The organism is Methylobacterium sp. WL18 (genome assembly GCF_008040015.1).
Classification (GTDB): Bacteria; Pseudomonadota; Alphaproteobacteria; order Rhizobiales; family Beijerinckiaceae; genus Methylobacterium; species Methylobacterium mesophilicum.
This window is the reverse complement of the sequence record NZ_VRVD01000005.1, coordinates 1-24,087: the sequence shown is the minus strand read 5'-3', so window position 1 is coordinate 24,087 and position 24,087 is coordinate 1. Positions and strand designations below refer to the sequence as shown.

27 protein-coding genes and 1 tRNA gene are annotated in these 24,087 nt (G+C 68.9%); 16 read left to right on the top strand and 12 right to left on the bottom strand.

The window, feature by feature from the left end:
* Positions 1-137: 137 nt before the first annotated feature.
* From FV228_RS01055 to FV228_RS01040, 4 genes are all read right to left on the bottom strand, one after another.
* Positions 138-1,460 carry a SufD family Fe-S cluster assembly protein gene (locus FV228_RS01055; RefSeq protein WP_147852893.1) on the bottom strand — a complete coding sequence of 441 codons (1,323 nt, stop codon included), beginning with the start codon at positions 1,458-1,460 and terminating at the stop codon, positions 138-140.
* Between the two features lie 4 nt (positions 1,461-1,464).
* Positions 1,465-2,217 (bottom strand): Fe-S cluster assembly ATPase SufC, encoded by a 753-nt coding sequence (gene sufC, locus FV228_RS01050; RefSeq protein WP_147852892.1) that lies wholly within the window; start codon positions 2,215-2,217, stop codon positions 1,465-1,467.
* A gap of 194 nt (positions 2,218-2,411) precedes the next feature.
* Complete coding sequence (gene sufB / locus FV228_RS01045) at positions 2,412-3,881, bottom strand: Fe-S cluster assembly protein SufB (RefSeq protein ID WP_147852891.1); 1,470 nt, start codon at positions 3,879-3,881, stop codon at positions 2,412-2,414.
* A 70-nt stretch (positions 3,882-3,951) separates the two neighbouring features.
* Complete coding sequence (locus FV228_RS01040; protein ID WP_147852890.1) at positions 3,952-5,121, bottom strand: cysteine desulfurase family protein; 1,170 nt, start codon at positions 5,119-5,121, stop codon at positions 3,952-3,954.
* A 274-nt stretch (positions 5,122-5,395) separates the two neighbouring features.
* Between FV228_RS01040 and FV228_RS01035 the strand changes: the two genes are divergently transcribed.
* From FV228_RS01035 to FV228_RS01025, 3 genes are all read left to right on the top strand, one after another.
* The gene (locus FV228_RS01035; protein WP_092045953.1) at positions 5,396-6,052 is read left to right on the top strand and encodes an alpha/beta hydrolase; all 657 of its coding nucleotides are present in this window, start codon (positions 5,396-5,398) and stop codon (positions 6,050-6,052) included.
* An 86-nt stretch (positions 6,053-6,138) separates the two neighbouring features.
* A complete protein-coding gene (locus FV228_RS01030) occupies positions 6,139-6,525 on the top strand; it encodes a response regulator (protein ID WP_147852889.1) in 387 nt (128 codons plus the stop codon).
* Between the two features lie 58 nt (positions 6,526-6,583).
* Positions 6,584-7,876, top strand: a complete 1,293-nt coding sequence (locus FV228_RS01025; RefSeq protein ID WP_147852888.1) for an aminotransferase class I/II-fold pyridoxal phosphate-dependent enzyme — start codon at positions 6,584-6,586, stop codon at positions 7,874-7,876.
* A gap of 282 nt (positions 7,877-8,158) precedes the next feature.
* Here the strand turns inward: FV228_RS01025 and FV228_RS01015 are convergent, their stop codons facing one another.
* The 6 genes from FV228_RS01015 to FV228_RS00990 all read right to left on the bottom strand — a co-directional run bounded on the left by FV228_RS01015 (position 8,159) and on the right by FV228_RS00990 (position 13,979).
* Complete coding sequence (locus FV228_RS01015; protein ID WP_147852886.1) at positions 8,159-9,328, bottom strand: acetyl-CoA acetyltransferase; 1,170 nt, start codon at positions 9,326-9,328, stop codon at positions 8,159-8,161.
* Between the two features lie 67 nt (positions 9,329-9,395).
* Positions 9,396-11,114 carry an IlvD/Edd family dehydratase gene (locus FV228_RS01010; RefSeq protein WP_147852885.1) on the bottom strand — a complete coding sequence of 573 codons (1,719 nt, stop codon included), beginning with the start codon at positions 11,112-11,114 and terminating at the stop codon, positions 9,396-9,398.
* A 114-nt stretch (positions 11,115-11,228) separates the two neighbouring features.
* Entirely contained in the window at positions 11,229-11,798 is a 570-nt protein-coding gene (locus FV228_RS01005) for an NUDIX hydrolase (protein WP_147852884.1), read from the bottom strand.
* A gap of 184 nt (positions 11,799-11,982) precedes the next feature.
* Positions 11,983-12,057: transfer RNA gene (locus tag FV228_RS01000), tRNA-Thr, on the bottom strand.
* A 157-nt stretch (positions 12,058-12,214) separates the two neighbouring features.
* Positions 12,215-13,360 (bottom strand): 3-dehydroquinate synthase, encoded by a 1,146-nt coding sequence (gene aroB / locus FV228_RS00995; RefSeq protein ID WP_147852883.1) that lies wholly within the window; start codon positions 13,358-13,360, stop codon positions 12,215-12,217.
* A 19-nt stretch (positions 13,361-13,379) separates the two neighbouring features.
* Positions 13,380-13,979: a shikimate kinase gene (locus FV228_RS00990; protein ID WP_238260280.1), complete on the bottom strand. Its 600-nt coding sequence runs from the start codon at positions 13,977-13,979 to the stop codon at positions 13,380-13,382.
* 256 nt (positions 13,980-14,235) lie between these two features.
* On the opposite strand from FV228_RS00990, the gene FV228_RS00985 reads away from it, so the two are divergent.
* The 3 genes from FV228_RS00985 to FV228_RS00975 all read left to right on the top strand — a co-directional run bounded on the left by FV228_RS00985 (position 14,236) and on the right by FV228_RS00975 (position 15,978).
* A complete protein-coding gene (locus FV228_RS00985) occupies positions 14,236-14,388 on the top strand; it encodes a histidine kinase (protein WP_147852881.1) in 153 nt (50 codons plus the stop codon).
* Complete coding sequence (locus tag FV228_RS00980) at positions 14,385-15,332, top strand: site-specific tyrosine recombinase XerD (protein ID WP_147852880.1); 948 nt, start codon at positions 14,385-14,387, stop codon at positions 15,330-15,332. The genes FV228_RS00985 and FV228_RS00980 overlap by 4 nt, the downstream gene beginning before the upstream one ends.
* Positions 15,333-15,456: 124 nt before the next feature.
* Positions 15,457-15,978: a MarR family transcriptional regulator gene (locus FV228_RS00975; RefSeq protein WP_187277583.1), complete on the top strand. Its 522-nt coding sequence runs from the start codon at positions 15,457-15,459 to the stop codon at positions 15,976-15,978.
* Positions 15,979-16,087: 109 nt separating this feature from the next.
* On the opposite strand, the gene FV228_RS00970 is transcribed toward FV228_RS00975, so the two are convergent.
* Positions 16,088-16,453 carry a cytochrome c family protein gene (locus tag FV228_RS00970; protein ID WP_147852879.1) on the bottom strand — a complete coding sequence of 122 codons (366 nt, stop codon included), beginning with the start codon at positions 16,451-16,453 and terminating at the stop codon, positions 16,088-16,090.
* Between the two features lie 317 nt (positions 16,454-16,770).
* Between FV228_RS00970 and FV228_RS00965 the strand changes: the two genes are divergently transcribed.
* The gene (locus tag FV228_RS00965) at positions 16,771-16,992 is read left to right on the top strand and encodes a hypothetical protein (RefSeq protein WP_147852878.1); all 222 of its coding nucleotides are present in this window, start codon (positions 16,771-16,773) and stop codon (positions 16,990-16,992) included.
* A 16-nt stretch (positions 16,993-17,008) separates the two neighbouring features.
* Here the strand turns inward: FV228_RS00965 and FV228_RS00960 are convergent, their stop codons facing one another.
* Positions 17,009-18,025, bottom strand: coding sequence for an NAD-dependent epimerase (locus tag FV228_RS00960; RefSeq protein ID WP_147852877.1), 1,017 nt, complete (start codon positions 18,023-18,025; stop codon positions 17,009-17,011).
* A gap of 178 nt (positions 18,026-18,203) precedes the next feature.
* Between FV228_RS00960 and FV228_RS00955 the strand changes: the two genes are divergently transcribed.
* From FV228_RS00955 to xseA, 9 genes are all read left to right on the top strand, one after another.
* Positions 18,204-18,395 carry a hypothetical protein gene (locus tag FV228_RS00955; protein WP_246693783.1) on the top strand — a complete coding sequence of 64 codons (192 nt, stop codon included), beginning with the start codon at positions 18,204-18,206 and terminating at the stop codon, positions 18,393-18,395.
* Positions 18,396-18,560: 165 nt separating this feature from the next.
* Positions 18,561-18,824 (top strand): hypothetical protein, encoded by a 264-nt coding sequence (locus FV228_RS00950; RefSeq protein WP_147852875.1) that lies wholly within the window; start codon positions 18,561-18,563, stop codon positions 18,822-18,824.
* An 82-nt stretch (positions 18,825-18,906) separates the two neighbouring features.
* Complete coding sequence (locus FV228_RS00945; RefSeq protein ID WP_147852874.1) at positions 18,907-19,164, top strand: hypothetical protein; 258 nt, start codon at positions 18,907-18,909, stop codon at positions 19,162-19,164.
* A gap of 58 nt (positions 19,165-19,222) precedes the next feature.
* Positions 19,223-19,432 carry an Rmf/CrpP family protein gene (locus FV228_RS00940; RefSeq protein WP_147852873.1) on the top strand — a complete coding sequence of 70 codons (210 nt, stop codon included), beginning with the start codon at positions 19,223-19,225 and terminating at the stop codon, positions 19,430-19,432.
* Entirely contained in the window at positions 19,432-20,751 is a 1,320-nt protein-coding gene (locus FV228_RS00935; protein WP_147852872.1) for an MFS transporter, read from the top strand. The genes FV228_RS00940 and FV228_RS00935 overlap by 1 nt, the downstream gene beginning before the upstream one ends.
* Before the next feature lie 97 nt (positions 20,752-20,848).
* Entirely contained in the window at positions 20,849-22,321 is a 1,473-nt protein-coding gene (locus tag FV228_RS00930; RefSeq protein ID WP_147852871.1) for an MDR family MFS transporter, read from the top strand.
* Positions 22,322-22,467: 146 nt separating this feature from the next.
* Positions 22,468-22,749 (top strand): type II toxin-antitoxin system ParD family antitoxin, encoded by a 282-nt coding sequence (locus FV228_RS00925; RefSeq protein WP_147852870.1) that lies wholly within the window; start codon positions 22,468-22,470, stop codon positions 22,747-22,749.
* Positions 22,746-23,048, top strand: coding sequence for a type II toxin-antitoxin system RelE/ParE family toxin (locus FV228_RS00920; protein ID WP_147852869.1), 303 nt, complete (start codon positions 22,746-22,748; stop codon positions 23,046-23,048). Before FV228_RS00925 ends, FV228_RS00920 begins: the two co-directional genes overlap by 4 nt.
* A 113-nt stretch (positions 23,049-23,161) precedes the next feature.
* Positions 23,162-24,087 (top strand): exodeoxyribonuclease VII large subunit (gene xseA / locus FV228_RS00915; protein ID WP_147852868.1); only part of this gene is annotated, 926 nt, incomplete at its 3' end.

The window sequence follows — 24,087 nt, the reverse complement described above, 5'->3', positions numbered from 1 at the left end:
CTCGATCCGAGGTGCCGAAGCGAAGCGAAGGTCTCGAAGGAGGCCTCCGAAAAGAGCGTCGCGACCCCGATGACCCCGCGAACGGGGCTCTGGATTCGCGAAGGCCGGCCGATCCTGCAGGAGGATCGGCCGAACGATCAAGCGCGTGCCGCGAGCCAGGCCTCGATCTCGCCGATCAACGCCGCGCGGGCGCCCTCATGCGTGACCGATTCGATCGCCTCGCCGACGAAGGCCTGGACCAGCAGGCTCTCGGCCACCGCACGCGGCAGGCCACGGGCCATCAGGTAGAACAGCAGGTCTTCGTCCGGAGCGCCGCAGGTGGCACCATGGCCGCAGGCGACGTCGTCGGCGAAGATCTCCAGCTCCGGCTTGTTCATCATCTGCCCCTCGTCGTTGAGGAGCAGACAATCCGACTTCATCTTGCCGTCGGTCTGCTGTGCGGCCTGCCGGACGATGATCTTGCCCTGGAACACCCCGGTGGCGTTCCCGTCGATCACCGTCTTAAACATCTCGCGGCCGATGCCGCCCACGGCCGCATGGTCGGCCAGCAGGGTCGAGTCCGCCAGCTGCCCGTCGCCCAGCATCGCCGCGCCGTTGACCACGGCGTTCACGTTCTCACCGGCGACGTGCATGTAGATCTGGTGACGCGACAGGACGGCGCCGGTCACCAGGTTGACCGTCTCCAGCCGGGACTCGTCGTCCAGGCGCACGCTGATCGTCGAGAGCGCGATGGCGGCGTTGCCCTCCCGGTTGAGCCGGGCATGACGGAAGACGGCCTGCTTCCCGACCCGCACGTCGAGTGCATCGTTCGGCTGGTAGGTCAGGCCGTCCGGACCCTCGTGGCTCTCCAGCACGGTGATCTCCGCGCCGTCGCCGACCTCGACCAGGACCCGCGTCGCCGTGGAGAAACCCTCGGACCCGCTGCCGATGAAGCGCAGGTGCAGGGCGCGTTCGATCTTGGTGCCGGGAGCGACCGAGATCAGCGCGCCGTCGGCCAGGAAGGCGGTGTTGAGCTGGTAGATCGGGTTCTCGCGTGCCTGCTCCACCGGCGCGAGCAGCCGGAGGCGGGTGTCGCTCTTGCCCATCGCATCGTTGAGCGGCGTCACTGTGAGGCCGGACGGCAGCCCGTCCAGGTCCGACAGCGAACGGACGAGATGGCCGTTGACGAAGGTCAAATGCGCCGCGTCGATGCCGGCGAAGCCCTTCGCGGATGCGGCTGCCGCCTGGGCGGCCTCCGCAGACGGGGCCTCGGCCGGCGGCACGGCCTCCTTCATGGCGGCGCGCAGGTCGGTGTACTTGAACGCCTCGACCCGCCGGCTGGGCAGTCCGGCGGCCTCGAAGAAGCGGAACGCCTCCTCGCGGGCGATCGCCTCTTCCGAGGCGAAGCCCTTGCGTGCGGCCTCGAACAGGCTCGACAGCCCGGTCTCGGCGCTGGTGCGCAGGTTCTGGATCTCGGCCATGGACTTACGCGGCCTCGTTCGTGCGGTACTCGGCGTAGCCCGACGCCTCGAGCTCGAGGGCCAGCTCCTTGCCGCCGGTCTTCACGATCAGGCCCTTCGACATGACGTGCACGGTGTCGGGCACGATGTGGTTGAGCAGGCGCTGGTAGTGGGTGATCACCAGGAACGAGCGGCCCTGGGCCCGAAGCGCGTTGACGCCCTCGGAGACGATGCGCAGGGCGTCGATGTCGAGGCCCGAATCGGTCTCGTCGAGGACGCAGAACTTCGGCTCCAGCAGCGCCATCTGAAGGATCTCCATGCGCTTCTTCTCGCCGCCGGAGAAACCGACGTTGAGGGCACGCTTGAGCATCTCCTTGTTGATCTCGAGCTTATCGGCGGCGGCGTTTACCTTGCGGATGAAGTCCGGCGTCGAGATCTCACCCTCACCGCGGGCGCGGCGCTGGGCGTTGAGGCAAGCCTTGAGGAAGGTCATGGTGCCGACGCCGGGGATCTCCAGCGGGTACTGAAAGGCCAGGAAGACGCCGGCCGCGGCACGCTCGTCGGCGGCCATCTCCAGCACGTTCTGGCCGTCGAGCAGGATCTCGCCGTCGAGGACCTCGTAGTCTTCCTTGCCGGCGATGACGTAGGACAGGGTCGACTTGCCCGAACCGTTCGGACCCATGATCGCCGCGACCTCGCCGTCGTTCACGGTCAGGTTGAGGCCGTTCAAGATGCGGTTGTCCTCGATCTGCACGACGAGGTTCTTGATTTCCAACATGTTAGTTCAAGTCCTATCGAACGGCGAGCCGGGTTCATGCACCGACCGCGTGCCGTCAGTTCCTTATCGCCGTCACCGAGACGGCCATTTCGAAGGCCTTCAGGTCCGGATGCCGCGCATGAAAGCCTTCACGCAATCCGGTCGGCGACCGCGGGGATGCCGCGATCGCCATGGGTATCGACGCCGGTCGGGACTTAGCCCACGGAGCCTTCGAGGCTGATCGAGATCAGCTTTTGGGCCTCGACGGCGAACTCCATCGGCAACTGCTGCAGCACGTCCCGGACGAAGCCGTTGACGATGAGCGCGGTCGCCTCCTCCTCGGAGAGCCCGCGCTGCAGGCAGTAGAACTTCTGGTCCTCGGAGATCTTCGAGGTGGTCGCCTCGTGCTCGAACACCGCGGACGCGTTCTTCGACTCGATGTAGGGCACGGTGTGTGCCCCGCACTGGTCGCCGATCAGCAGCGAGTCGCAATTGGTGAAGTTGCGAGCGTTCTTGGCCTTCTTGTGGGCCGAGACCAGACCCCGGTAGGTGTTCTGCGAACGCCCGGCGGAGATGCCCTTCGAGATGATCCGGCTGGTGGTGTTCTTGCCGAGGTGGATCATCTTGGTGCCGGAATCGACCTGCTGCATGCCGTTCGACACCGCGATCGAGTAGAACTCGCCGCGGGATTCGTCGCCGCGCAGGATGCAGGACGGGTACTTCCAGGTGATCGCCGAGCCGGTCTCGACCTGAGTCCAGGAGATCTTGGAGCGGTCGCCGCGGCAATCGCCGCGCTTGGTGACGAAGTTGTAGATGCCGCCCTTGCCGTCGTTGTCGCCCGGGTACCAGTTCTGGACCGTCGAATACTTGATCTCGGCGTCGTCCAGGGCAACCAGTTCTACCACCGCGGCGTGGAGCTGGTTGTCGTCGCGCTTCGGGGCGGTGCAGCCCTCGAGATACGAGACGTACGAGCCCTTGTCGGCGATGATCAGCGTACGCTCGAACTGGCCGGTGTCGCGCTCGTTGATGCGGAAGTAGGTCGACAGCTCCATCGGGCAGCGGACGCCCGGCGGGATGTAGACGAACGAGCCGTCGGAGAAGACCGCCGAGTTCAGCGTCGCGAAGAAGTTGTCGGTCGAGGGCACCACCGTGCCCAGGTACTTCTTCACCAGCTCCGGATATTCCTGCACGGCCTCGGAGATTGGCATGAAGATCACGCCGGCCTTGGAGAGTTCCTTCTTGAAGGTCGTGGCCACCGAAACCGAATCGAACACGGCGTCGACCGCGACGCGGCGCTCCGGCGCGATGCCTTCCAGCACCTCGACCTCACGCAGCGGGATGCCGAGCTTCTCGTAGGTCTTCAGGATCTCGGGATCGATCTCGTCGAGCGACATCGCCGCCGGGCGCTTCGGCGCGGCGTAATAATAGATGTCGTTATAATCGACCTTGTCGTACGCGACCCGCGCCCACTCCGGCTCCTTCATGGTGAGCCAGCGGCGATAGGCGTCGAGGCGCCATTCCAGCAGCCACGCCGGCTCGTTCTTCTTGGCCGAGATGAAGCGCACGACGTCCTCGGAGATGCCCTTGGCGGACTTCTCCATCTCGATGGTGGTCTCGAACCCGTACTTGTACTGGTCGAGGTCGATCGAGCGGACCCGGTCGATTGTTTCCTGCACGGCAGGCATTAGCATCTCCTGGCAAGCCCGGTTTCAAGGACCGGGAAGCGTCTTTCGGAAAGCGTGGGACGCGGCTGTTTCAGGCCGCGTACCCTCGCCGCTTATATAGGGGCTGCAAGACCCGTTCGAAGGCGTCGAGAAAGCATGACGCATCCTCGTCCACCGTATTCCAGCCGAGGCTGACGCGCAGTGCGCCCCCGGCAAGCTCGGGCGCGACGCCCATCGCCGACAGCGTCGCCGAACGGGCGACTTTGCCCGACGAGCAGGCCGAGCCCGACGACACCGCCACGCCGGCGAGGTCGAAGGCGATCAGGGCGGCGGGCGCGTCGAGGCCCGGAACCGCGAAGCTCAGGGTGTTGGGCAGGCGCGGCGCACCGGCCGCGAACACCACGGCCTCGGGGGCTCGGACGCGCATGCCAGCCTCGATCCGATCGCGCAGGCCCGCTAGGCGAACGCCCTCTGCCACGAGGGCTTCGGTCGCGATCCGGGCCGCCTCGCCCATACCAACGATCGCCGGCAGGCACTCGGTTCCGCAGCGCTGGCGCCGCTCCTGCCCGCCGCCACGCAGGAACGCGGCGTCCAAGGCGACATCGTCGGCCAGGATCATCGCGCCGACCCCCTTGGGGGCCGCGAATTTGTGGCCCGACAGCGTGAGCGCGTCGATCCCCAGGGCTGCCATGTCGAGGGCGACCTTGCCGACCGCCTGCACGGCATCCGTGTGGACCAGAGCCCGGCCATGGGCGCGGGCCAGGGCGACGACGTCGGACAGGGGCTGGATCGCGCCGGTCTCGTTGTTGGCCGCATGGATCGAGATCAGCACGCTCTCGTCCGCAAGCGCGCCGAGGCGTCTTTCGAGCGCCCGGATTTCGATCACGCCGTCCGGTGTGACCGGTAGTTCCTCGACCGCGTCCGCGGGGAAGCGATGGCCTGCGGCGACGCAGGGGTGCTCGGTGGCGGAATGGAGCAGCCGCGTCGGCTTCGGCTGGCCACGCCGGCCGAGCGCGCCGGACAGGACCGCATTCGCGGCCTCCGTCCCGCCGCTGGTGAACACAACCTGCGCCGGGCGGGCGCCCACGAGGGCCGCCACCTGGCCGCGCGCGGCTTCCAGCGCGGCGCGGGCAGCCCGGCCCTCCTGATGGATCGAGGACGGGTTGCCGGGCAGCATCAGCGCGCGCGTCACCGCTTCCGCCACGGCGGGGCGGACGGGGGCGGTCGCGTTGTAATCGAGATAGGCGCGGGCCCGGCTCATGCTGATTCCGTCTGGTCCCCTGCATGCGGCGCGTGACAATTCCTTGCCCGCGGACCGGCTCGCCGTGCTAAGGCGCGCCGACAAATGAGATGTCGCCAACCGAATGGCTGGTGCAGAGAACTGGCACAGCGTGCCCGCTCACCTACATTAGAATAGTTCTAATCGCCTAGAACTGTTCTAAGAGCGTTTGTATGGTGTGCGTGCGGCGAGTCAAGGCTGCCTCTTCACTGCCCAAGATCGCGCGGCCGGCGACCGCTGAAACGAGAGTTGAACGATGCCTGAAGTCATCTTCACCGGCCCGGCCGGACGTCTGGAAGGCCGCTATCAGGCCCCCAAGAAGCGCGGCGCGCCGATTGCCATCGTCCTGCACCCGCACCCCCAGTTCGGGGGTACGATGAACAATCAAATTGTGTACAATCTTTTCTACACCTTCGCCAATCGCGGCTTCGCAGCCCTGCGTTTCAATTTTCGCGGGGTCGGCCGCAGCCAGGGCGCGTTCGACCACGGCTCGGGCGAGCTCTCCGACGCGGCCGCGGCCCTCGACTGGGTGCAGTCGGTCAACCCGGAGGCGAAGTCGTGCTGGATCGCCGGCGTGTCGTTCGGCGCCTGGATCGGCATGCAGCTGCTGATGCGGCGTCCCGAGATCGAGGGCTTCATCTCGATCGCCGCGATGGCCAACCGCTTCGACTTCACCTTCCTGGCCCCCTGCCCCTCCTCCGGCCTGTTCGTGCATGGCTCCGAGGATCGCGTCGCACCGGCCCGGGACGTCATGCCGGTGATCGAAAAGGTGAAGGTGCAGAAGGGCGTCATCATCGAGCACCAGATGGTCGAGGGCGCCAACCACTTCTTCGACGGCAAGGTCGACGAGCTGACCCAGACGGTGGACACCTATCTCGACAAGCGCCTGGGCAAGCGCGAGGAGGCCGCCTGACGCCGCAGGTCCCGCGCCTTGACGGGGGCAGGTCCGGGGAATACGGCGCGGGCTTCGAACGTCGCGACTGAACCTTTGCAGGTCTGATGACTGAAAGCTTGTCCGACCAACCCGTGGTGCTGCTGGTGGAAGATGACGGCCTCCTGCTCATGGAGGCGTCCGACACCCTGGCGGATGCCGGCTTCACCGTGCTGGAGGCCAGCCACGCCGACAAGGCGCTGAAGGTCCTGGAAAACCGCGACGATGTCGGCGTCCTGATGACGGATGTCGACATGCCGCAGGGCTCGATGGACGGGTTCGCCCTGGCCCGCCTCGTGGCGCATCGCTGGCCGACCATCCCCGTCCTCGTCGTATCCGGCATGGGCACCCCCGGCCCCAACGACATGCCGGAGGGCGCCCGCTTCATCCCGAAGCCCTACGAGCCCACGACCCTGGTCCGAACCCTGCAGGCCTTCATCCGTCGCGCGGCGTGAAGCCTCCTCCGGCTCGGGCGCGTCGACGATCCGGGCGCCGTACAGCCGACCGAGAGCCATGACGGATACCAGCCGACAGCACCGCTTCGCGACCCGGGCCATCCATGCCGGCGCGGCGCCCGACCCCGCCACCGGCGCGCGGGTCCAGCCGATCTACTTCACCAACGGCTTCGTGTTCGATTCCACCGAGCAGGCGGCGGACATCTTCGCGGGCCGCCGGTCCGGGTTCTCGTATTCGCGGGGGTCGAACCCGACGGTGGCCGCCCTGGAGCGCCGGGTCGCCGACCTGGAGGGTGCCAAGGCCGGCGTCGCGGTCTCCTCCGGGCAGTCGGCGATGATGCTGGTGCTGATGACCCTGATGAAGAGCGGCGACGCCTACGTGGCTTCGCCGCGCCTGTTCGGCGGCTCCCTCGGTCTGATGCGGCGCCTCGACGGCCGCTACGACCTGAAGCCGCGCTTCGCCCGCGGCATGCGGCCGGAGGACTTCGAGGCGGCGATCACGCCGGAATGCCGGGCCATCTTCTGCGAGTCGATCGTGAACCCGTGCGCCTCGGTGGTGGACCTCGACGGGATCGCCGCGGTGGCCCGTCGCCACGGCCTGCCCCTCGTGGTCGACAACACCCTGGCCTCGCCGGCGCTGATCCGGCCGATCGAGCACGGTGCGGATATCGTCTGGCACTCGACCTCGAAGTTTCTGAGCGGTTCGGGCCAGACCATCGGCGGCATGATCTGCGATGCCGGCACCTTCGACTGGACCCGGACCAGCGGCTACAACCTGATCACCGAGCCCTGGCCGGACTACGACGGCCTCGTCCTGACCAAGAGCTTCCCGGAGACGCCGTTCGCGGCGGCCTGCCGGTTCTTCGGCCTGCGTGATCTCGGCCCCGGCCTGTCGCCGATGAACGCGTTCCTGACCCTGATGGGCATCGAGACCCTGCCGCTGCGCATGGAGCGGCACTGCGCCAACGCGCGGGCGGTCGCGGCCTTCCTGAAGGACCACCCGGCGGTGGCCTGGGTGAGCTATCCCGGACTGCCGGGCCAGACCGGAGAGGACCTCGCCCGGCGCTACACCCCGCAGGGACCGGGCTCGATCTTCACCTTCGCGCTGAAGGGCGGCGAGCCGGCGGCCCTGGCGTTCATCGCCGGGCTCGAACTGATCTCGCACCTCGTCAACATCGGCGAGATCAAATCGCTGGCGATCCACCCGTCCTCGACCACGCACCGGCAATTGCCGGAGGGCGAGAAGGCCGCCGCGCAGGTCGGACCCGAGACCGTGCGTCTGTCGATCGGCCTCGAGAACGAGGCCGACCTGATCGCCGACCTGAAGCAGGCGCTCGACAAGCTCGATTGAGGGGATTGATTCTTCTCAACCGACGAGAATGCAGGCCCCTGCCCCGTCAGGGCCACGGCGTTCACACGTCAGCTTGTACAGGCCGCGACCGGCCCCCTTTCCCGTGCCGGAGAGGGCTGGGGTGAGGGATGCGCCCTCTCCGGAAAGACCTGATCCCTCACCCTGTCCCTCTCCCGCACGGGAGAGGGGACCTGCGCTCCGTCCGGCAATGTGTGAAACCGCGGCCCGCACGGGAGCGGGCGCGAGTGGCGTCCGGTCCTCAACGGCATCTCGGACCTCGGCTCAGCGCCGCCGCTCCAGGATCGACACGTAGTTGGCGACCGCCGCACCGCCCATGTTGAAGATCCCGGCCAGGTTCGCGCCAGGCACCTGCATCTCGCCGGCCTCGCCCATGAGCTGGAGGCAGGCCATCACGTGCATCGAGACGCCGGTCGCGCCGACCGGGTGGCCCTTGGACTTCAGCCCGCCGGATGGATTGATCGGCAGCCGGCCGCCCTTCTCGGTCAACCCTTCGCGGACGACGCGGTAACCCTGGCCGGGCTCGGCCAGCCCCATCGCCTCGTACTCGATGAGTTCGGCGATGGTGAAGCAATCGTGGGTCTCCACGAACGACAGGTCGTCGTTGCCGATCCCGGCCTGCGCGCGCGCCTTCTCCCAGGCGAGTCGGGCGCCCTTGAACGCGGTCGGATCCCGGCGCGACAGGGGGAGGATGTCGTTGACGTGCGCACGGGCGCGGAAGCCGATGGCGCGGGCCAGACCCTCGGCGGTCTCGGCATCCGCCACGACGAGGGCGGCGGCGCCGTCGGAGATCAGCGAGCAGTCGGTGCGCCGCAGCGGCGCCGCCACGTAGGGATTTTTGTCCGAAACTTTGTTGCAGAACTCGAAGCCCAGGTCTTTCCTGAGCTGCGCGTAGGGGTTGCCCACACCGTTGCGGTGATTCTTGGCGGCGATCCGGGCCAGTTCCTCGCTGCGGTCGCCGTAGCGCTGGAAGTAGCCGGCCGCGATCCGGCCGAACACGCCCGCGAAGCCGCCCTCGATGTCGGCCTCCTCTTTCCGGTAGGAGGCGCCGAGCAGGATGTCGCCGGTCTCGGCCACGGATTTCGCCGTCATCTTCTCGGCGCCGACCACCAGGGCGATCCGCCCGCGGCCGCTATCGACGAAATCCAGGGCCGCGTAGAGCGCCGCCGAGCCGGTGGCGCAGGCGTTCTCCAGATGCGTCGCCGGTGCGTGGGCGAGGCCCGGACGATTGAGCGCGACCTGCGATCCCTCGAAACCCTGCTTCGAGAAGCCGGTGTTCATGACGCCGACATAGATCCCGTCGACCTGGGAATCCTCGATCCCGGCATGGGCCAGCGCCTCGCCGGACACCCGCGCGATCAGGCCCTCGACATCCGGCTCCTCGAGCTTGCCGAACGGTGTGTGGGCCCAGCCCACGATGCAGGCGCGCGTCATGCTCTTCGACTCCTCCCGATGCTTCTCCGGACGATGGCCCTGGGGCGCCCGAGGATCAAGCCGCGTGTCAGCCGGGCTCGCCGTCGCCGATCAGGAAGTCGAAGTCGCACCCCTCAGGCGCCTGGGTGACGGTGCGCCGATAGAGCGCCTTGTAGCCGCGCTTGGGTGCCGGCGGCGGTCGATGGTCCGCGAGCCGCCGGGCGATCTCGGTCTCGTCCACCAACAGGTCGATCCGCTTGTCGCGGATCGACAGGCGGACCCGGTCGCCGTCGCGCACGGCTCCGAGCGGGCCGCCGATGGCCGCCTCCGGGGCGATGTGCAGCACGATCGACCCGAAGGCGGTGCCGGACATCCGCGCGTCCGAGATCCGCACCATGTCCTTCACCCCCGCCCGGGCGAGCTTTTTCGGGATCGGCAGGTAGCCGGCCTCGGGCATGCCGGCGGCGTGCGGCCCGGCATTCTGAAGCACAAGTACGTCGCCCGGCGCCACGTCGAGATCCGGGTCGTCGATGCGGCGGCTCAGGTCTTCGAGGCCGGTGAACACCACCGCCCGCCCCTCGGATTCGAACAGCTCGGGCGTCGCGGCGGCGCGCTTGAAGATCGCTCCGTCCGGGGCGAGGTTGCCGCTCAGCGCCACCAGGCCGCCCACCGGCGAGACCGGATCGTCGAAAGCCCGGATCACCGCCCGGTCGACCCAGCCGGCCGGCTCGTCCAGTCGCTCGGCCAGGGTGCGGCCCTCCACGTCCACGGTGTCGAGGTGCAGGAGCGGGCGCAGTTCGCGCAGCAGCGCACCCATGCCGCCGGCGGCATGGAAATCCTCCATGTAGCCCTCGCCCACCGGCTTCAGGTCGACCAGCACCGGGGTCTCGTCCGAGATTTCGTTGAAGCGCCCGGACGGGATGCGGATGCCGAGGCGCCCGGCGATGGCCGTGAGGTGCACGATGGCGTTGGTGGAGCCCGATACCGCCATCAGGACCCGGATCGCGTTCTCGACAGATTTCTGCGTGATGACCTGCGCCGGGGTGATTTTGGTCTGGATCAAACGTACCGCGGCGCGTCCGGTCTCCTCGGCGGCCACCAGCCGGTCCGAATGCACGGCCGGGATCGCGGCGGTCCCGGGAAGCGACATGCCGAGCGCCTCGGCGATGCAGGCCATGGTCGAGGCCGTGCCCATCACCGCGCAGGTGCCGGCCGTGACCGAGAGCCGGCCTTCGACCTCGGCGATCTCCTCCGCATCCACCGTGCCGGCCCGGTACTTGGCCCAGAAGCCCCGGCAATCCGTGCAGGCACCCAGCCGCTGGCCGCGATGGCGGCCGGTGGACATCGGGCCGGTCACGACCTGGATCGCCGGCAGGCCGGCCGAGGCCGCCCCCATGAGCTGGGCCGGCACGGTCTTGTCGCAACCGCCGATCAGGACCACCGCATCCATCGGCTGGGCCTGGATCATCTCCTCGGTGTCCATGGCCATGAGGTTGCGGTACATCATGCTGGTCGGGTTGAGGAAAACCTCTCCGAGCGACACGGTCGGGAACGGCATCGGCAAGGCCCCGGCGGCCAGCACCCCGCGGGAGACAGCCTCCACGAGTTCCGGCATGCCGCGATGGCAATTGTTGAAGCCGGACGGCGTCATGGCGATGCCGACCACCGGCTTGTCGAGGAGCGTGCGCGAGATGCCCATGGACCGGGCGAAGGAGCGGCGCAGGTAGCGGGCGAAATCGCGGTCGCCGTAATTGGTCAGACCCCGGTCGAGGCCGTGGGGTTCGGCGGTGACGGCGTCTTCGCTCATCGCTTCGATTCCTGAGACGGGTTTCTGCTCAGCGCAGGTGAAACGCGATCCAGGCGACCGCGCCGAATACCGCGGCGGTGATCAACCATTGCGCGAATACGCGATAGCGGATTCTCACGCCGCGAAAAGCTCCGGATGGCGGGCGCGCAGCGCCAGGACCAGCGTCAGCGTCTTGAGGTCGGTGAGTTCGGCCCGGTCCGCCATCCCGGCGAGGTCCGCGAGCGGCATTTCCACGATCCGGATGTTCTCGTGCTCGCCTTCGGCGCCGCCACCGTCCTCGGCGCGGTCGGCCATCCCGTAGGGGGCGAGGTAGAGATGCAGCTTTTCCGTGGTCAAGCTGGCGCAGGAATAGGTCGCGCCGACGAATTCGAGCGCGTGCAGGCGCAAGCCGACCTCCTCCAAAACCTCCCGGCGACCGTTCTCCTCCGGGCTGCCGTCCTCAATCAGGCCGGCCGGCGCTTCGAGTTGGACCTGCTCGCCGGCCGCGAACAGGGGCGGCACCCGCAGCTCCCGTACCAGCGTGGCGACCCGCCGCTCCGGATCGTAGGGCAGGACGCCCACCGAGTTGCCGTGATCCTCGATCTCGCGCTCGACCACGGCGCCGTCGGCGAGACGCACTTTCGCGACCCCGAATCGGCTCCAGCCCTCATGGATGAACCGGACGTCCAGGATCTCGGCTTTCATGACGCATCCCCGCCTGCTGGGCCGCCACGCGGCACAGAAAGCCCTACACCAGGATGGGCAATCCGGTTCCGACCGAGGTGCTGCGCACGCGACGCTCAAGCATGACGACTTTCGGCCGACACGCGCTCCAGCCGCTCGCGGCTCGACCTCGATTGGGTGCGCTAGCGCTGTCTGCGGAGGAAGATGGTGCCGGAGGAGGGATTTGAACCCCCGACCTTCGCTTTACGAAAGCGCTGCTCTACCACTGAGCTACACCGGCAACCGGCGAGATCGGCGCACCGATCCCGAACCTCTGTCCCGAGCGCCCCGAGGGCGGTTCGAGCCAGGCTCCCGTGACGGTTTGCGCCGTCCCGGACGTGGCAGGCTCATAGCGGTCCGACCGGCGCAAGGCAAGGCCGATGGTCGAATGGATACCCTCAGGCCTGACGATCGGCGGCGAGTTCGTCCAGCAGGAACGCCCGCACATCCCCCCGGTCGATCCCGGGGGCGATGTAGCTCTGGCCGATGCCGCGGGCGAGGATGAAGGTCAGGGCGCCGTCGCGGACCTTCTTGTCCTGGGCCATCGCGTCGAGGATGGCGTCGGCGTCGCCGCATCCGCCCGGGACCGCCTGGAGGCGTGTCGGCAGGCCGGCGAGCGCCAGGTGGTTGGCGACGCGGCCGGCATCCTGGCCCGCGCACAGCCCGAGCCGGGCCGAGAACCGATAGGCCAGGGCGAGACCGATCGCGACGCCCTCCCCGTGGACGAGCCGGGCCGACTCGTAGCCGGTGAGCCGCTCCAGGGCGTGCCCGAACGTGTGCCCGAGGTTGAGCAGCGCGCGCTCGCCGTCCTCCCGCTCGTCCCGGGTCACCACGCCGGCCTTGGCCCGACAGCACGCGGCGACGGCCTCGTCACGCTCGGGACCGCCCGAGAAGATCCCGCGCCAGTTGGCCTCGCACCAGTCGAAGAAGCCGGCATCGGCGATCAGCCCGTACTTGGCGACCTCGGCGTAGCCGGCGCGCATCTCGCGCTCGGACAGGGTGTCGAGCGCCGCCGTGTCGGCCAGAACCAGGCGCGGCTGATGGAAGGCGCCGATCAGGTTCTTGCCGAGCGGCGCGTTGATCCCGGTCTTTCCGCCCACCGAGGAATCGACCTGGGCGAGCAGGCTGGTCGGGACCTGCACGAAGCGTACGCCCCGGCGCAGGGTGGCAGCCGCGAAACCGGCGAGATCCCCGACCACGCCGCCCCCGAGGGCGACCACGAGATCGCCGCGTTCGACCTTCAGCGCCAGCAGGCCGTCGCAGACTTGCGCGTAGCCCGCGTAGGATTTCGAGCTTTCGCCGGGCGCCACCGTGACGAAACCGGCGTTCAGGCCCGCCCGCTCCAGGCTGTCGCGCAGCCGCTCGCCATAGAGCGCCCCGACATTCTCGTCGGTGACGATCGCCGCCCGCCGGCCCCCGAGGGCCGCCACCTGCGCGCCGGCCGTCTCGATCAGGCCACGCCCGATCAGGATGTCGTAGTCGCGCCCGGCATCGAGGGGCACGTGGACCGTCAGGGGAACCGGTTGGGTCGATGGCTCGGTCACGGACAGGCTCGCTTGGGCGTCACTGGGCGGCGATGGGGCGCGGGGCGGCGGCATTCATGTGGGCGTCCAGCGCCTCCAGCACGTCCTGGACGACCCGGTCGTGCGAGACCTCCCGGGAGATCACCACCACGTCGGCGGCCGCGTAGACCGGGTGGCGGACTGCCATCAGGTCGCGCATCGTCGCCTCGGGATCGTCGGTGTGGAGCAGGGGCCTGTTGCCGCGCTTGCGCACCCGCCGCATCAGCACGTCGAGATCGGCCTTCAACCAGACCGAGATGGCGGATTCCCGGATGCGCACCCGCGTCGCCTCGCGCAGGTAGGCGCCGCCGCCGGTCGCCAGCACGAGGGGGCCGGCGCGCAGGAGGCGCGAGATCACGCGCTCTTCGCCGTCGCGGAAGCTCGGCTCGCCGTAGATCGCGAAGATATCGGGGATGGTCAGGCCGGCCGCAGCCTCGATCTCGCTGTCGGCATCCTTGAAGATCAGCCCGAGCCGGCTGGCGAGGCGCCGGCCGACCGTGCTCTTGCCCGCCCCCATCAAGCCGACGAGCACGATCGAGCGCAGGCCCAGCGCCCGGCGCAGGCGCGCCTCGATCGGTTCACCGACGTCTTCTTCGCTCATCGACGGCAGCATCGCATGTTCGTGGCGTCTCCGGCTCCCTGACGCCGCCCCGTGCGCGCCTCGCTGGGGGGCTTCCAATCCTGTGCCAGGCTCTTAGCGCGATTCAAGCGGCCTGCGAAACGCATCGCTGTGTCCTTACAGGCCTTGTCAGCGCCGTGATCGCATGATGGAAACCGAGCCTTCGCGACATTTCGGGGGAGATTTCCGCGCGCTCCCTCCCCGCCGACTGCGCTCGTCTGCCCGAGGTTCGACCGACGTGCCGACCCTGTTCCGTTTCTTCGCTACCCTCGCGATCCTGGCCGGACTCGTCTTCGCGGCGATGTTCGCGCTGGCGAACTTCGTGGTGCCGCCCCCCCGGGAGATGACCGTGACCATCCCGGCCTCGAAGCTCCAACCGGGCAGCCGTTGAGCGCGGCAGTCGCCGGCGGCGCGGCTCCGCCTCCGCCTCCGTCCCCGGAGGTCGCCGCCTATCTCGACATGCTGGCCGCCGAGCGCGGTGCCGGCGCCAACACGCTGGCCGCCTACCGGCGCGACCTCGACGACTACCTCGCCTATCTCAAGCGCGCGGGCATCCCGCTCGAAGAGGCCGACACCCACAGCCTCCGGGCGTTCGTCGCCGGCCTGGAGACACGGGGGTTGATGGCGTCGTCGGCGGCGCGGCGCCTGTCGTGCGTGCGCGGCTTCCACAAGTTTCTCTACGCTGAGGGATACGCCGAAGCCGATCCGAGCGTCGCGGTTTCGGGACCGCGCCGGGGCCGCACGCTGCCGAAGGTGCTGTCGATCGCCGAGGTGGACGGCCTACTGGCCACCGCCCATGCGGCGGCCTCCGCCGACGAGCAGCCCGGTCCGGCGCGCCGGGCCCGCCGGATGGTCTGCCTGCTCGAGCTTCTCTATGCGACGGGCCTGCGCGTCTCGGAACTCGTCGCCCTCCCGCGCACCGCGGGCGCCACCCGTGAGCGCTACCTGTTCATCAAGGGCAAGGGCGGCCGAGAGCGGCTCGTCCCGCTGACCGAGGCGTCCAGGGCCGCGATGACCGCCCACCTCGCCGCGGTGCCGGAGGAGTCCCCGTGGCTGTTTCCCGCCGACAGCGACAGCGGCCACCTCACCCGGCAGGCCTTCGCCCGGGACCTCAAGGCCGTGGCGCTGGCGGCGGGCTTGCGCCCAGACCGCGTCAGCCCGCACGTCCTGCGCCACGCCTTCGCCAGTCATCTGCTGCAGAACGGGGCCGATCTGCGCATCGTCCAGGAGTTGCTCGGTCACGCCGATATCTCGACGACGCAGATCTACACGCACGTCCTCGATGAACGCCTGAAAGCGATGGTACGAGATCTGCACCCATTGATGGATGGCTGAACGTCGCAGAGGATCTGTGGCACGTCCGCGGTCCACGAGAATTGTACAGGTTTGACGAACTGACTAAGAGTGCCCTTCGGCATACCGGTACGATAGGCCGCCTTTACCAGAGAGAGTCCATCCCATGTCAGGCCCGACTGCTCCGCAGAGCGGCGCTGCGCCAACCACCAAGGCGGGTCAGGCGCCCGCCGATCAGCTATCGCAGCGGGACCGGCAGCGCCTCGACAACCAATTGTGCTTCGCGGTCTACGCCGCCGCGCACGCCTTCGGCCGTGCCTATCGCAACCTCCTCGGCCAGCACGAGCTGACCTACCCGCAATATCTCGTCCTGCTGGTCCTGTGGGAAGAGGACGGCCTGTCGGTCAAGGAGATCGGAAACCGCCTGTTCCTCGATTCCGGGACCCTGACGCCCCTGCTCAAGCGACTGGAAGCCTCCGGACGGGTGCGGCGCGCCCGCGACCGGGCCGACGAGCGGCAGGTCAGCATCTTCCTCACGCCCGCCGGAGCCAAGCTGCGCGACGTGCTCGCCTGCCTCCCCGACGAGGCCGGCGACAGGACCGGCCTGAACGTGCAGGGCCGGAAGGATCTGCTGAACGATCTGGTGACCCTGCGGCTCGGGCTTCAAGCCGGGCTGATCCCGGAATAGCACGCCGTCTCGAGCCTCGATCCGCTCATCGGGCGGTCCTGAACGACGGAAGGCACCCGCGCGGCTGCGCGGATGCCTTCGTTTGGTGGTCAGACCTTGGAGCGAGGGCTCAGGACTGCGTCTTGAGGTAGGCGATCACGTCGTTGATCTTCTTGTCGTCGGGGTAGCCCTGGAAGATCATCTTGGTGCCGGGCACCTTGGTCTTCGGGTTCTTCAGCCACTCGTGAAGGTTGGCCTCGTCCCAGGTGATGCCGGAATTCTTCAGCGCGGCGGAGTAGTTGTAGCCCTCGTAGGTGCCGGCCTTGCGCCCGACCACGCCCTTCAGGTCCGGACCGACGCCGTTCTTCTGAAAGTTGTGGCAGGCCTTGCACGGGGCGAACGCCTTCTCGCCGGCAGCCGCATCACCGGCCTCCTGGGCCTGTGCGGAAAGCGGGATCAAGGCAGCGAGAACGGCGCCGAGAATGAGTGAACGCATGGATTTCCTCCTTTTGGCCGCTGTCGCGGCAGCGTTTGAAGCAGAGCTTTCCTGCCTGGAACAGCTCTAAATGATTACACGCAGATGGTGCAACGGCCTAGCCTCGCGAGGCCGCCGTCCCGCCGCATGCGCTGGCGACCAGACCCTCAACGGCGGGGCCCGTCCTCAGCGGCCTGCGGCCGATGGAAGCTGCATTGGGATGGGCCGACGGCGCCCGGTCTCGGCTGCGCGCTTGCAGTCCGCTCGGGCGAAGACCTAGACAGGATCGGCCGGTCGCCCGCCGGCTCGCGCCCTTCGCGGCGCCGGGAGTGCCCACGATGACCTTCCGCGTCCTGGCGATCTTCGTGACGCTCTGCGGACTTGTCGGAATCGTGATCGCGCTCGTGGACGAGCCGGACCGCCTGTCGGTCGCGTTCGGCAAGCTCGGCGAGGGCGGCATGTGGACGGCGCTGGCCGCCTTCGTCGGGATCGCAGCCTTGCTCGGCTACCGGCGGCGCGAAACCGGACGCTCGCATCGACCTTCAGGACGTCGTCGATGAGGTGCAGCCTCGTGGCTCAGAGGCCGTAGAAGCCGCGATACCAGTCGGCGAAGCGCGCGATGCCGAGCGTCAGCGGTGTCGCCGGCCGGAAGCCGGTGTCGCGGGCGAGGTCGTCGATATCCGCGAAGGTGGCCGGCACGTCGCCGGGCTGCATCGGCAGCAGGATCGTCTCGGCCTTGCGCCCGAGCGACTCTTCGAGAAGCGCGATCATCTGCATCAACTCCACCGGCTCGTTGTTGCCGATGTTGTAGATGCGATACGGCGCCGCGCTGGTGCCCGGATCCGGATCGGCTCCGCTCCAGTCCGGGTTGGGCGCAGCCGGCCTTTCGGCCAGGGCGACGATCCCCTCGACGATGTCGTCGATATAGGTGAAGTCGCGCCGCATCCGGCCCTCGTTGAACACCCGGATCGGCTCTCCGGCCAGGATCGCGCGGGCGAACAGGGACATCGCCATGTCCGGCCGGCCCCAGGGTCCGTATACGGTGAAGAAGCGCAGGCCGGTGGTCGGCAGCCGGTAGAGGTGGCTGTAGCTGTGGGCCATCAACTCGTTGGCCTTCTTGGTGGCCGCGTAGAGGCTTACCGGATGGTCGACGTTCTGGTGGATCGAGAACGGCATGGCCGTGACCGCGCCGTAGACCGAACTCGAAGACGCGTAGAGCAGGTGCTCGACGCCGCCGTGGCGGCAGGCTTCGAGGATATTGAGGAAGCCGACGAGGTTGCTCGCCGCGTAGGCCTGCGGGTTCGTGAGCGAGTAGCGCACGCCGGCCTGTGCCGCGAGGTGGACGACGGTTCGAAAGCCGTGCCGGCCGAACAGCGCATCGAGGCCTGCCGTGTCGGTCAGGTCGAGGCGCGCGAAGCTGTAGCCCTGGAACGGATCGAGGCGCCGGAGCCGCGCCTCCTTCAGGCCGACGTCATAATAAGCGTTGACGTTGTCGAGGCCCACGACCTCCCGGCCTGCCTCGAGAAACCGCAGCGCGAGTGCGTTGCCGATGAAGCCGGCGACGCCCGTGATCAGGACAGGTGGCAGGGACATGATCGGACGCCGAGGGCGGGCCGTCCCGCCGAGGTCGGCGTTCTCTATCACGGGCAGACCGCCGATTCACCCGCAGCGGTTTCCTGAAGACAGGTGCCTTGTCGGGCGGGATCGGCGGCGCCTATTCTTCCGATCCGTGAAGACCCACCACAGACCGCTGCCGGACAGCCTGACCCGCATGCTCGCCGCCCCTCCCGGCGGTGGGCGCGGCGCGGCCCGGTCATCCGGGGAGCCTCGCGCTGACGCGCCCGGACAGGTCTCGGCGCACCATGCCCTGGAATCCGCGCTCCTGCGCGGCTTCGTCTACGTCACCTCGGGGCTTGTCTGGCTCCTCGTCCTCGGCCTGGTCGCGCGTCACGTCATGCGCTGAGCGCCGGTGTGCCCGATGGTGGCCTGTGGATATCGGTCGATACCCGATCGGTCTGTTATGAAGATTGGTATCTACGCGACCAAGTCGGGTATCGGACTGCTCGAGAGCGGGGCGCCGCGATCCCGGCCCATCGTTCCGGGCGGGACAGTTGACGAGGATCGGACGATGTCTCTGACCGGGCGGTTCTGGTTCCGCAAATCCTGGACGGGCCGGCTCGTCCTGCTGGTCGAGGAGGTGCGACCGCGCTGGTTCGGTCGTGGAGCCGGAAAGCCGCGCTGGCGCAACGCCCGGCTGATGGACTTCGCGGAGCCGGAATTGCGACCGCTGATGGCCATGGAGAAGATCCACCGCACGGGGGGCGCCTCCGCCACCGTGCACACCCTCCGGCCGGTCCCCGATGCTTCGGCACGGAGCGCCGCCAACGGCTAGGACGGCTGCTGATTGCGGCCGCTCCGATCCCCATCTGGAGCCTGCCGCTCTGCCGGAGCGGTCGACACCGGGGTTGAAGGTCATGCCGCGCTACTTCTTCCACACGCAGATCGGCGACGACGTGATCACCGATGCGACCGGCGTCGCTCTGCGCGATCCGGATCAGGCCTGGGAGAAGGCCCAGGACACGATCCGTGCGGCCCTGGCCGAGGCCCGGGATCAGGCCAGGCTCCTGACCGCCTGCCTGGTGGTCACCGACGAAGCCGGCGACGTCGTTCTGGAATTCCCGTTCAGCGAGGTCGTATCGCTGCCGCCGGACGCGGATCCGACCCTGCATTGAGCGCCCCGCCCCGCGCGCCCTACATCGCGGCGGCCGCCACACGAGGAGCGCCGCCCGAATGGATTCGCCACCGAACGACCTCGACACGCATGCGCTCGGCAAGGCCGCGCCCGGAAAGGGTCTGGCCCGCGAGGCCTGCCCCTATGCCGAAGGCACCGAAGCCCGAGACCGCTGGCTTGCGGGCTACGACGAAGCCGTCTCCGATGGCGCCGAGCCGGTGACGGGGGGAATCGCCAAGCATCCGCCGGCCGGGGAGCCGACTCGCTGATGGATGCCACGACGCAGGTACACGCCGCCGCGCCGGCCCACCCCGCCCTCGACCGCAAGGCGGTCGGGGCCGTGGTGCTCGGCAACGCCCTCGAATTCTACGATTTCACGGTCTACGCGTTCTTCGCGAAACCGATCGGCGAAGCGTTCTTTCCGGCCACCGACCCGACGCACAGCCTGCTGGCGTCGCTCGCCCTGTTCGGCATCGGTTACGTGATGCGGCCGATCGGCGGCGTGCTGATCGGCGCCTTCGCGGATCGGGCCGGGCGCAAGCCGGCGATGCTGATCACCATCGCGCTGATGGCGCTCGGCATGCTGATGCTGGCCGCATGCCCGTCCTACGCGGCGATCGGCGGCTGGGCACAGGTGATCGTCATCGCGGGCCGTCTCATTCAGGGTCTCGCGCTCGGCGGCGAGGTCGGCCCGTCCACCGCCTACCTGCTCGAGGCGGCACCGCCGGCCAAGCGAGGTTTCGTGACCAGCTGGCAGATCGCCAGCCAGGGCTGCGCGGCCCTGTTCGCCGGCATCATCGCGACCATCCTGGCCCTCGTGGTCGGCGATCAGGCGATGTCGGCCTGGGGCTGGCGGCTGATGTTCGCGCTCGGCCTCTGCGTCGTTCCGGTCGGCTTGGTGATCCGCAGCCACCTGCCCGAGACCGCCGGCGCCGAGGAGGATCCCCACGCTGCCCCCTCGACCCTCGCGGTGGTCGGGCGTCTCCTGCGCGAGCACGGCCGCCTGCTGGGCCTGACCTTCCTGGTCATCGCCGCCTCCACGGTCTCGAACGCCGTCGGCACCAACATGCCGGTCTATGCCGGCGCGACCCTGGGCCTGAGCGAGACCGCCGCGACCGCGGTGCCGATCGCGCTGGGCCTGGCCTCGGTGATCTTCCCGCTGCTGGGGGGCTGGCTGGCGGACCGGGTCGGAAGGCGCCCGGTGATGATCTGGCCGCGGACGCTCATCCTGATCCTGGCGGTCCCGGCCTTCGCCTGGGTGGTGCGATCCCCGAGCGCCATGAGCGTCTACGCCGTGACCTTCCTGCTCTCGGCGCTCTCCTCCATCAACGCCGCGGCGGTGATCGTCGGGATTCCGGAGGCGCTGCCGCGGGCGGTGCGCAGCGCCGGGCTGTCGATCGTCTACGCGCTCTCGGTCTCGGTCTTCGGCGGCAGCACCAACTACGTGATCAACTGGCTGATCGCCGCCACCGGCGACCGGCTCGCCCCGGCCTATTACCTGGCGGCCTTCAGCTTGGTCGGGACGATCGCGGCCTTCCTGCTGCCCGAGACCCGCGGCCGAGACCTGGACGCCGACGTGGAAGCGTAGCCGCGGATGTGCGCTCCCGCACGGCCCGGAAGCGGGGCCGCGCGGGAGCCCGCCTTCGGCGCTAGGTCTCGGCCGGAGCCGGGCCTAGACCGCGCCCATGCCCAGTCCTTCCGAGACGCGCCGCCCGCTGGTCCTCGCCGCGGTGATGGCGGCGATGTTCATGATCGCCATCGAGGCGACCATCGTCTCGACCGCGATGCCGCAGATCGCCGGCCAGCTCGGCGACCTCCACCTGTATGCCTGGGTGTTCGGCTCGTTCCTGCTGACTCAGACCGCCACCACGGTGGTGTTCGGCAAGCTGTCCGACCTCTACGGGCGCCGTCCGGTGCTGCTGTTCGGCATCGCCGTGTTCCTGGCCGGCTCGCTGCTGTGCGGGCTGGCCTGGTCGATGCGTTCCCTGATCCTGTTCCGCCTGGTGCAGGGCGTCGGCGCGGGAGCGATCCAGCCGGTGAGCCTGACGGTGATCGGCGATCTCTACCCGGCCCGGGAGCGCGGCAAGGTCCAGGGTTATCTCGCCAGCGTGTGGGGCATCTCGTCGGTGGCGGGACCCCTGGTCGGGGGCCTGATCATCGGCCATCTCAGCTGGCCGTGGATCTTCTGGATCAATCTGCCCGTGGGTCTCGTCGCGGCGGGCCTGTTCCTGGCCTACCTGCGGGAGAGCGTCGAGCGTCGCAGCCGGCCGATCGACGCACTCGGTGCCGCCCTGTTCACCGCGGCCATCGCCGCGCTGATGATGGCGCTGACGGAGGCCGGCACGTCGGCTTCGGCGGCCCTGTGGCCGGCACTCGGCTTCGTGGTGGCGGCCATCCTGTTCGTGCTCCAGGAACGCCGGGCCGCCGACCCGATGCTCGACGTCCGCCTGTGGATGCAGCGCCCCATCGCGACCACCAACGCCGCGACGCTGCTCTCCGGCATGACCGTGATCGGGCTCACCGCGTTCCTGCCGATGTACGTCCAGGGCGTCCTACGGCAGTCGCCCCTGATCGCCGGCCTGACCCTCACGCTGATGGTGCTCGGCTGGCCGATCGGCGCCACCACGGCGGCCCGAAACTTCGTACGGTTCGGCCTGCGCCCGACATTGCTGCTCGGCGCGACGCTACTGCCGCTGGGCGCCACCGCGTTCGTCGCCCTGGGTTCGGAGACCTCGCCGATCGTGGCCGCCTGCGGCTCGATCGTGATGGGGCTCGGTATGGGCTTTCTGTCCACCGCCGCCATCGTGATCATCCAGGACAGCGTCGCCTGGGCGCAGCGCGGCGCCGCCACCGCCTCGAACATCTTCGCGCGCAACCTCGGCTCGACCCTGGGCGCCACGGCGCTCGGCGCGGTGCTGAACTACCGGCTGGCCCATCCGGCAGACGGCTCACCGGTCGATTCCGGCCAGCTCCGGAGTCTCCTGGAGGATCCCGGCAGCCTCGGCGCCGGCGGCGACGCGATCCGGGACGGGCTGCAGCATGCGCTCCACGGCACGTTCTGGACGGTCTTCGCGGTGGCTCTGCTGACCCTGGTGCTGTCGCTGTTCGTGCCCCGGATCACGATCTCGGACGCCCCGCGCGAACTGGCCGTGGAGTAGGCGTCCGCCGCGTTGCCGCGACCGGCGCTCGGCCCGACATCGCGTGGATAGGCGTCTCCGGCACGACCGGGTGAAGACGTTCCAGAGGTTGCGGCGCGTCCCCACGATGGTATGATACTTTCATACCCGCCGACGCGAGAACCCGCATGGCTGCGTCCGAGAAGCGAACCTTCAGCCTTCCTGCCGAGCAGGCCGCGTTCATTGATGCACAGGTCAAGACCGGTGCGTTTGCGAGCGCCAGCGAGGTGGTGCGGGCCGGATTGCGTGCCCTTCAGGAGCGTGACGCCGCCGTCGAGCGCTGGCTGCGCGAGGAAGTGGTTGTGACCTACGACGCGATGAGAGCGCATCCCGAGCGCGCCATCTCGTCGGAGGACATGGCCGAGCGGATGCGCCTTCGTCACGAAGCGCGGATTCGGCCTGGGACGTGAAGCGGCGGAGCATTATCTACGCGCCTGCTGCCGGTGACGACCTCGATTGGATCTACGACACCATCGCGCAGGCCGGCACGCCCGCCATCGCGTCGGGCTTCGAACAGAGCATCCGTGCGTTCTGCGAGGGGCTTGAATACGGCGCCGAGCGCGGGACCTTGCACAGCGAACTTCGCCCAGGCCTGCGCACGATCGGCTTCGCACGGCGTGTCACGGTTGCCTTCACGGTCGAGGATCGCCGCGTCGTGATCCTGCGCATCTTCTACGGCGGCCGCGATTGGGAAGCGGATTTCGGCTGACCGGAAATGCCACCGGCAAAAGGCGCCGTGCGCCGCAGCACCGCCCCAGCGTCGGATTCGACCGGCCGGAAATCCGGTTTCCAGTTTTCAGCCTCTTGCTCTACCGTCCGCCCATGCCCCTCGTGCCGCCTCCGCGCCCCGCAGCCTCGCCCGCGGCGGATATTCCGCCGACCAGCATGCTCACCGCCAACCAGCCTGAATGGTCGGTCGGCGAACTGGCGGGCGCACTTAAGCGAACCCTGGAGGACGCGTTCGGTCATGTGCGCCTGCGCGGCGAGATCTCCGGCTATCGCGGCCAGCACGGCTCCGGCCACGCCTACTTCTCCCTGAAGGACGGCCAGGCGCGGATCGATGCCGTTGTCTGGAAGGGCGTGTTCGGGCGCCTGCGCCAGAAGCCCCAGGAGGGGCTGGAGGTGGTCGCCACCGGCCGCATCACCACCTTCGCAGGAAAATCCTCGTACCAGATCGTGGTCGAAAGCCTCGAGCCAGCGGGTCTCGGCGCCTGGATGGCCCTGCTGGAGGAGCGCAAGAAGCTGCTCACCGCCGAGGGCCTGTTCGCTCCGGAGCACAAGCGGGCCATCCCCTACCTGCCGCGCGTGGTCGGCGTCGTCACCTCGCCCACCGGAGCCGTGATCCGCGATATCCTGCACCGGCTGGAGGACCGCTTCCCGCGCCCCGTGCTGGTCTGGCCGGTACGGGTCCAGGGTGACGGCGCGGCCGAGGAGGTTGCGGCCGCGATCCGCGGATTCAATACCCTGGCCCCGGACGGCCCCCTGCCCCGGCCGGACGTGCTGATCGTCGCCCGCGGCGGCGGCTCCATCGAGGATCTGTGGGCGTTCAACGAGGAATGCGTGGTCCGCGCCGCGTTCGAGAGCGCGATCCCGCTGATCTCGGCGGTCGGGCACGAGACCGACACCACGCTGATCGACTACGTCTCCGACCGCCGGGCGCCGACGCCGACGGGCGCCGCCGAGATGGCCGTCCCCGTCCGCGCCGACCTGATCGCCACGGTGGCCGAACTGTCCGCTCGGGCGGTCGG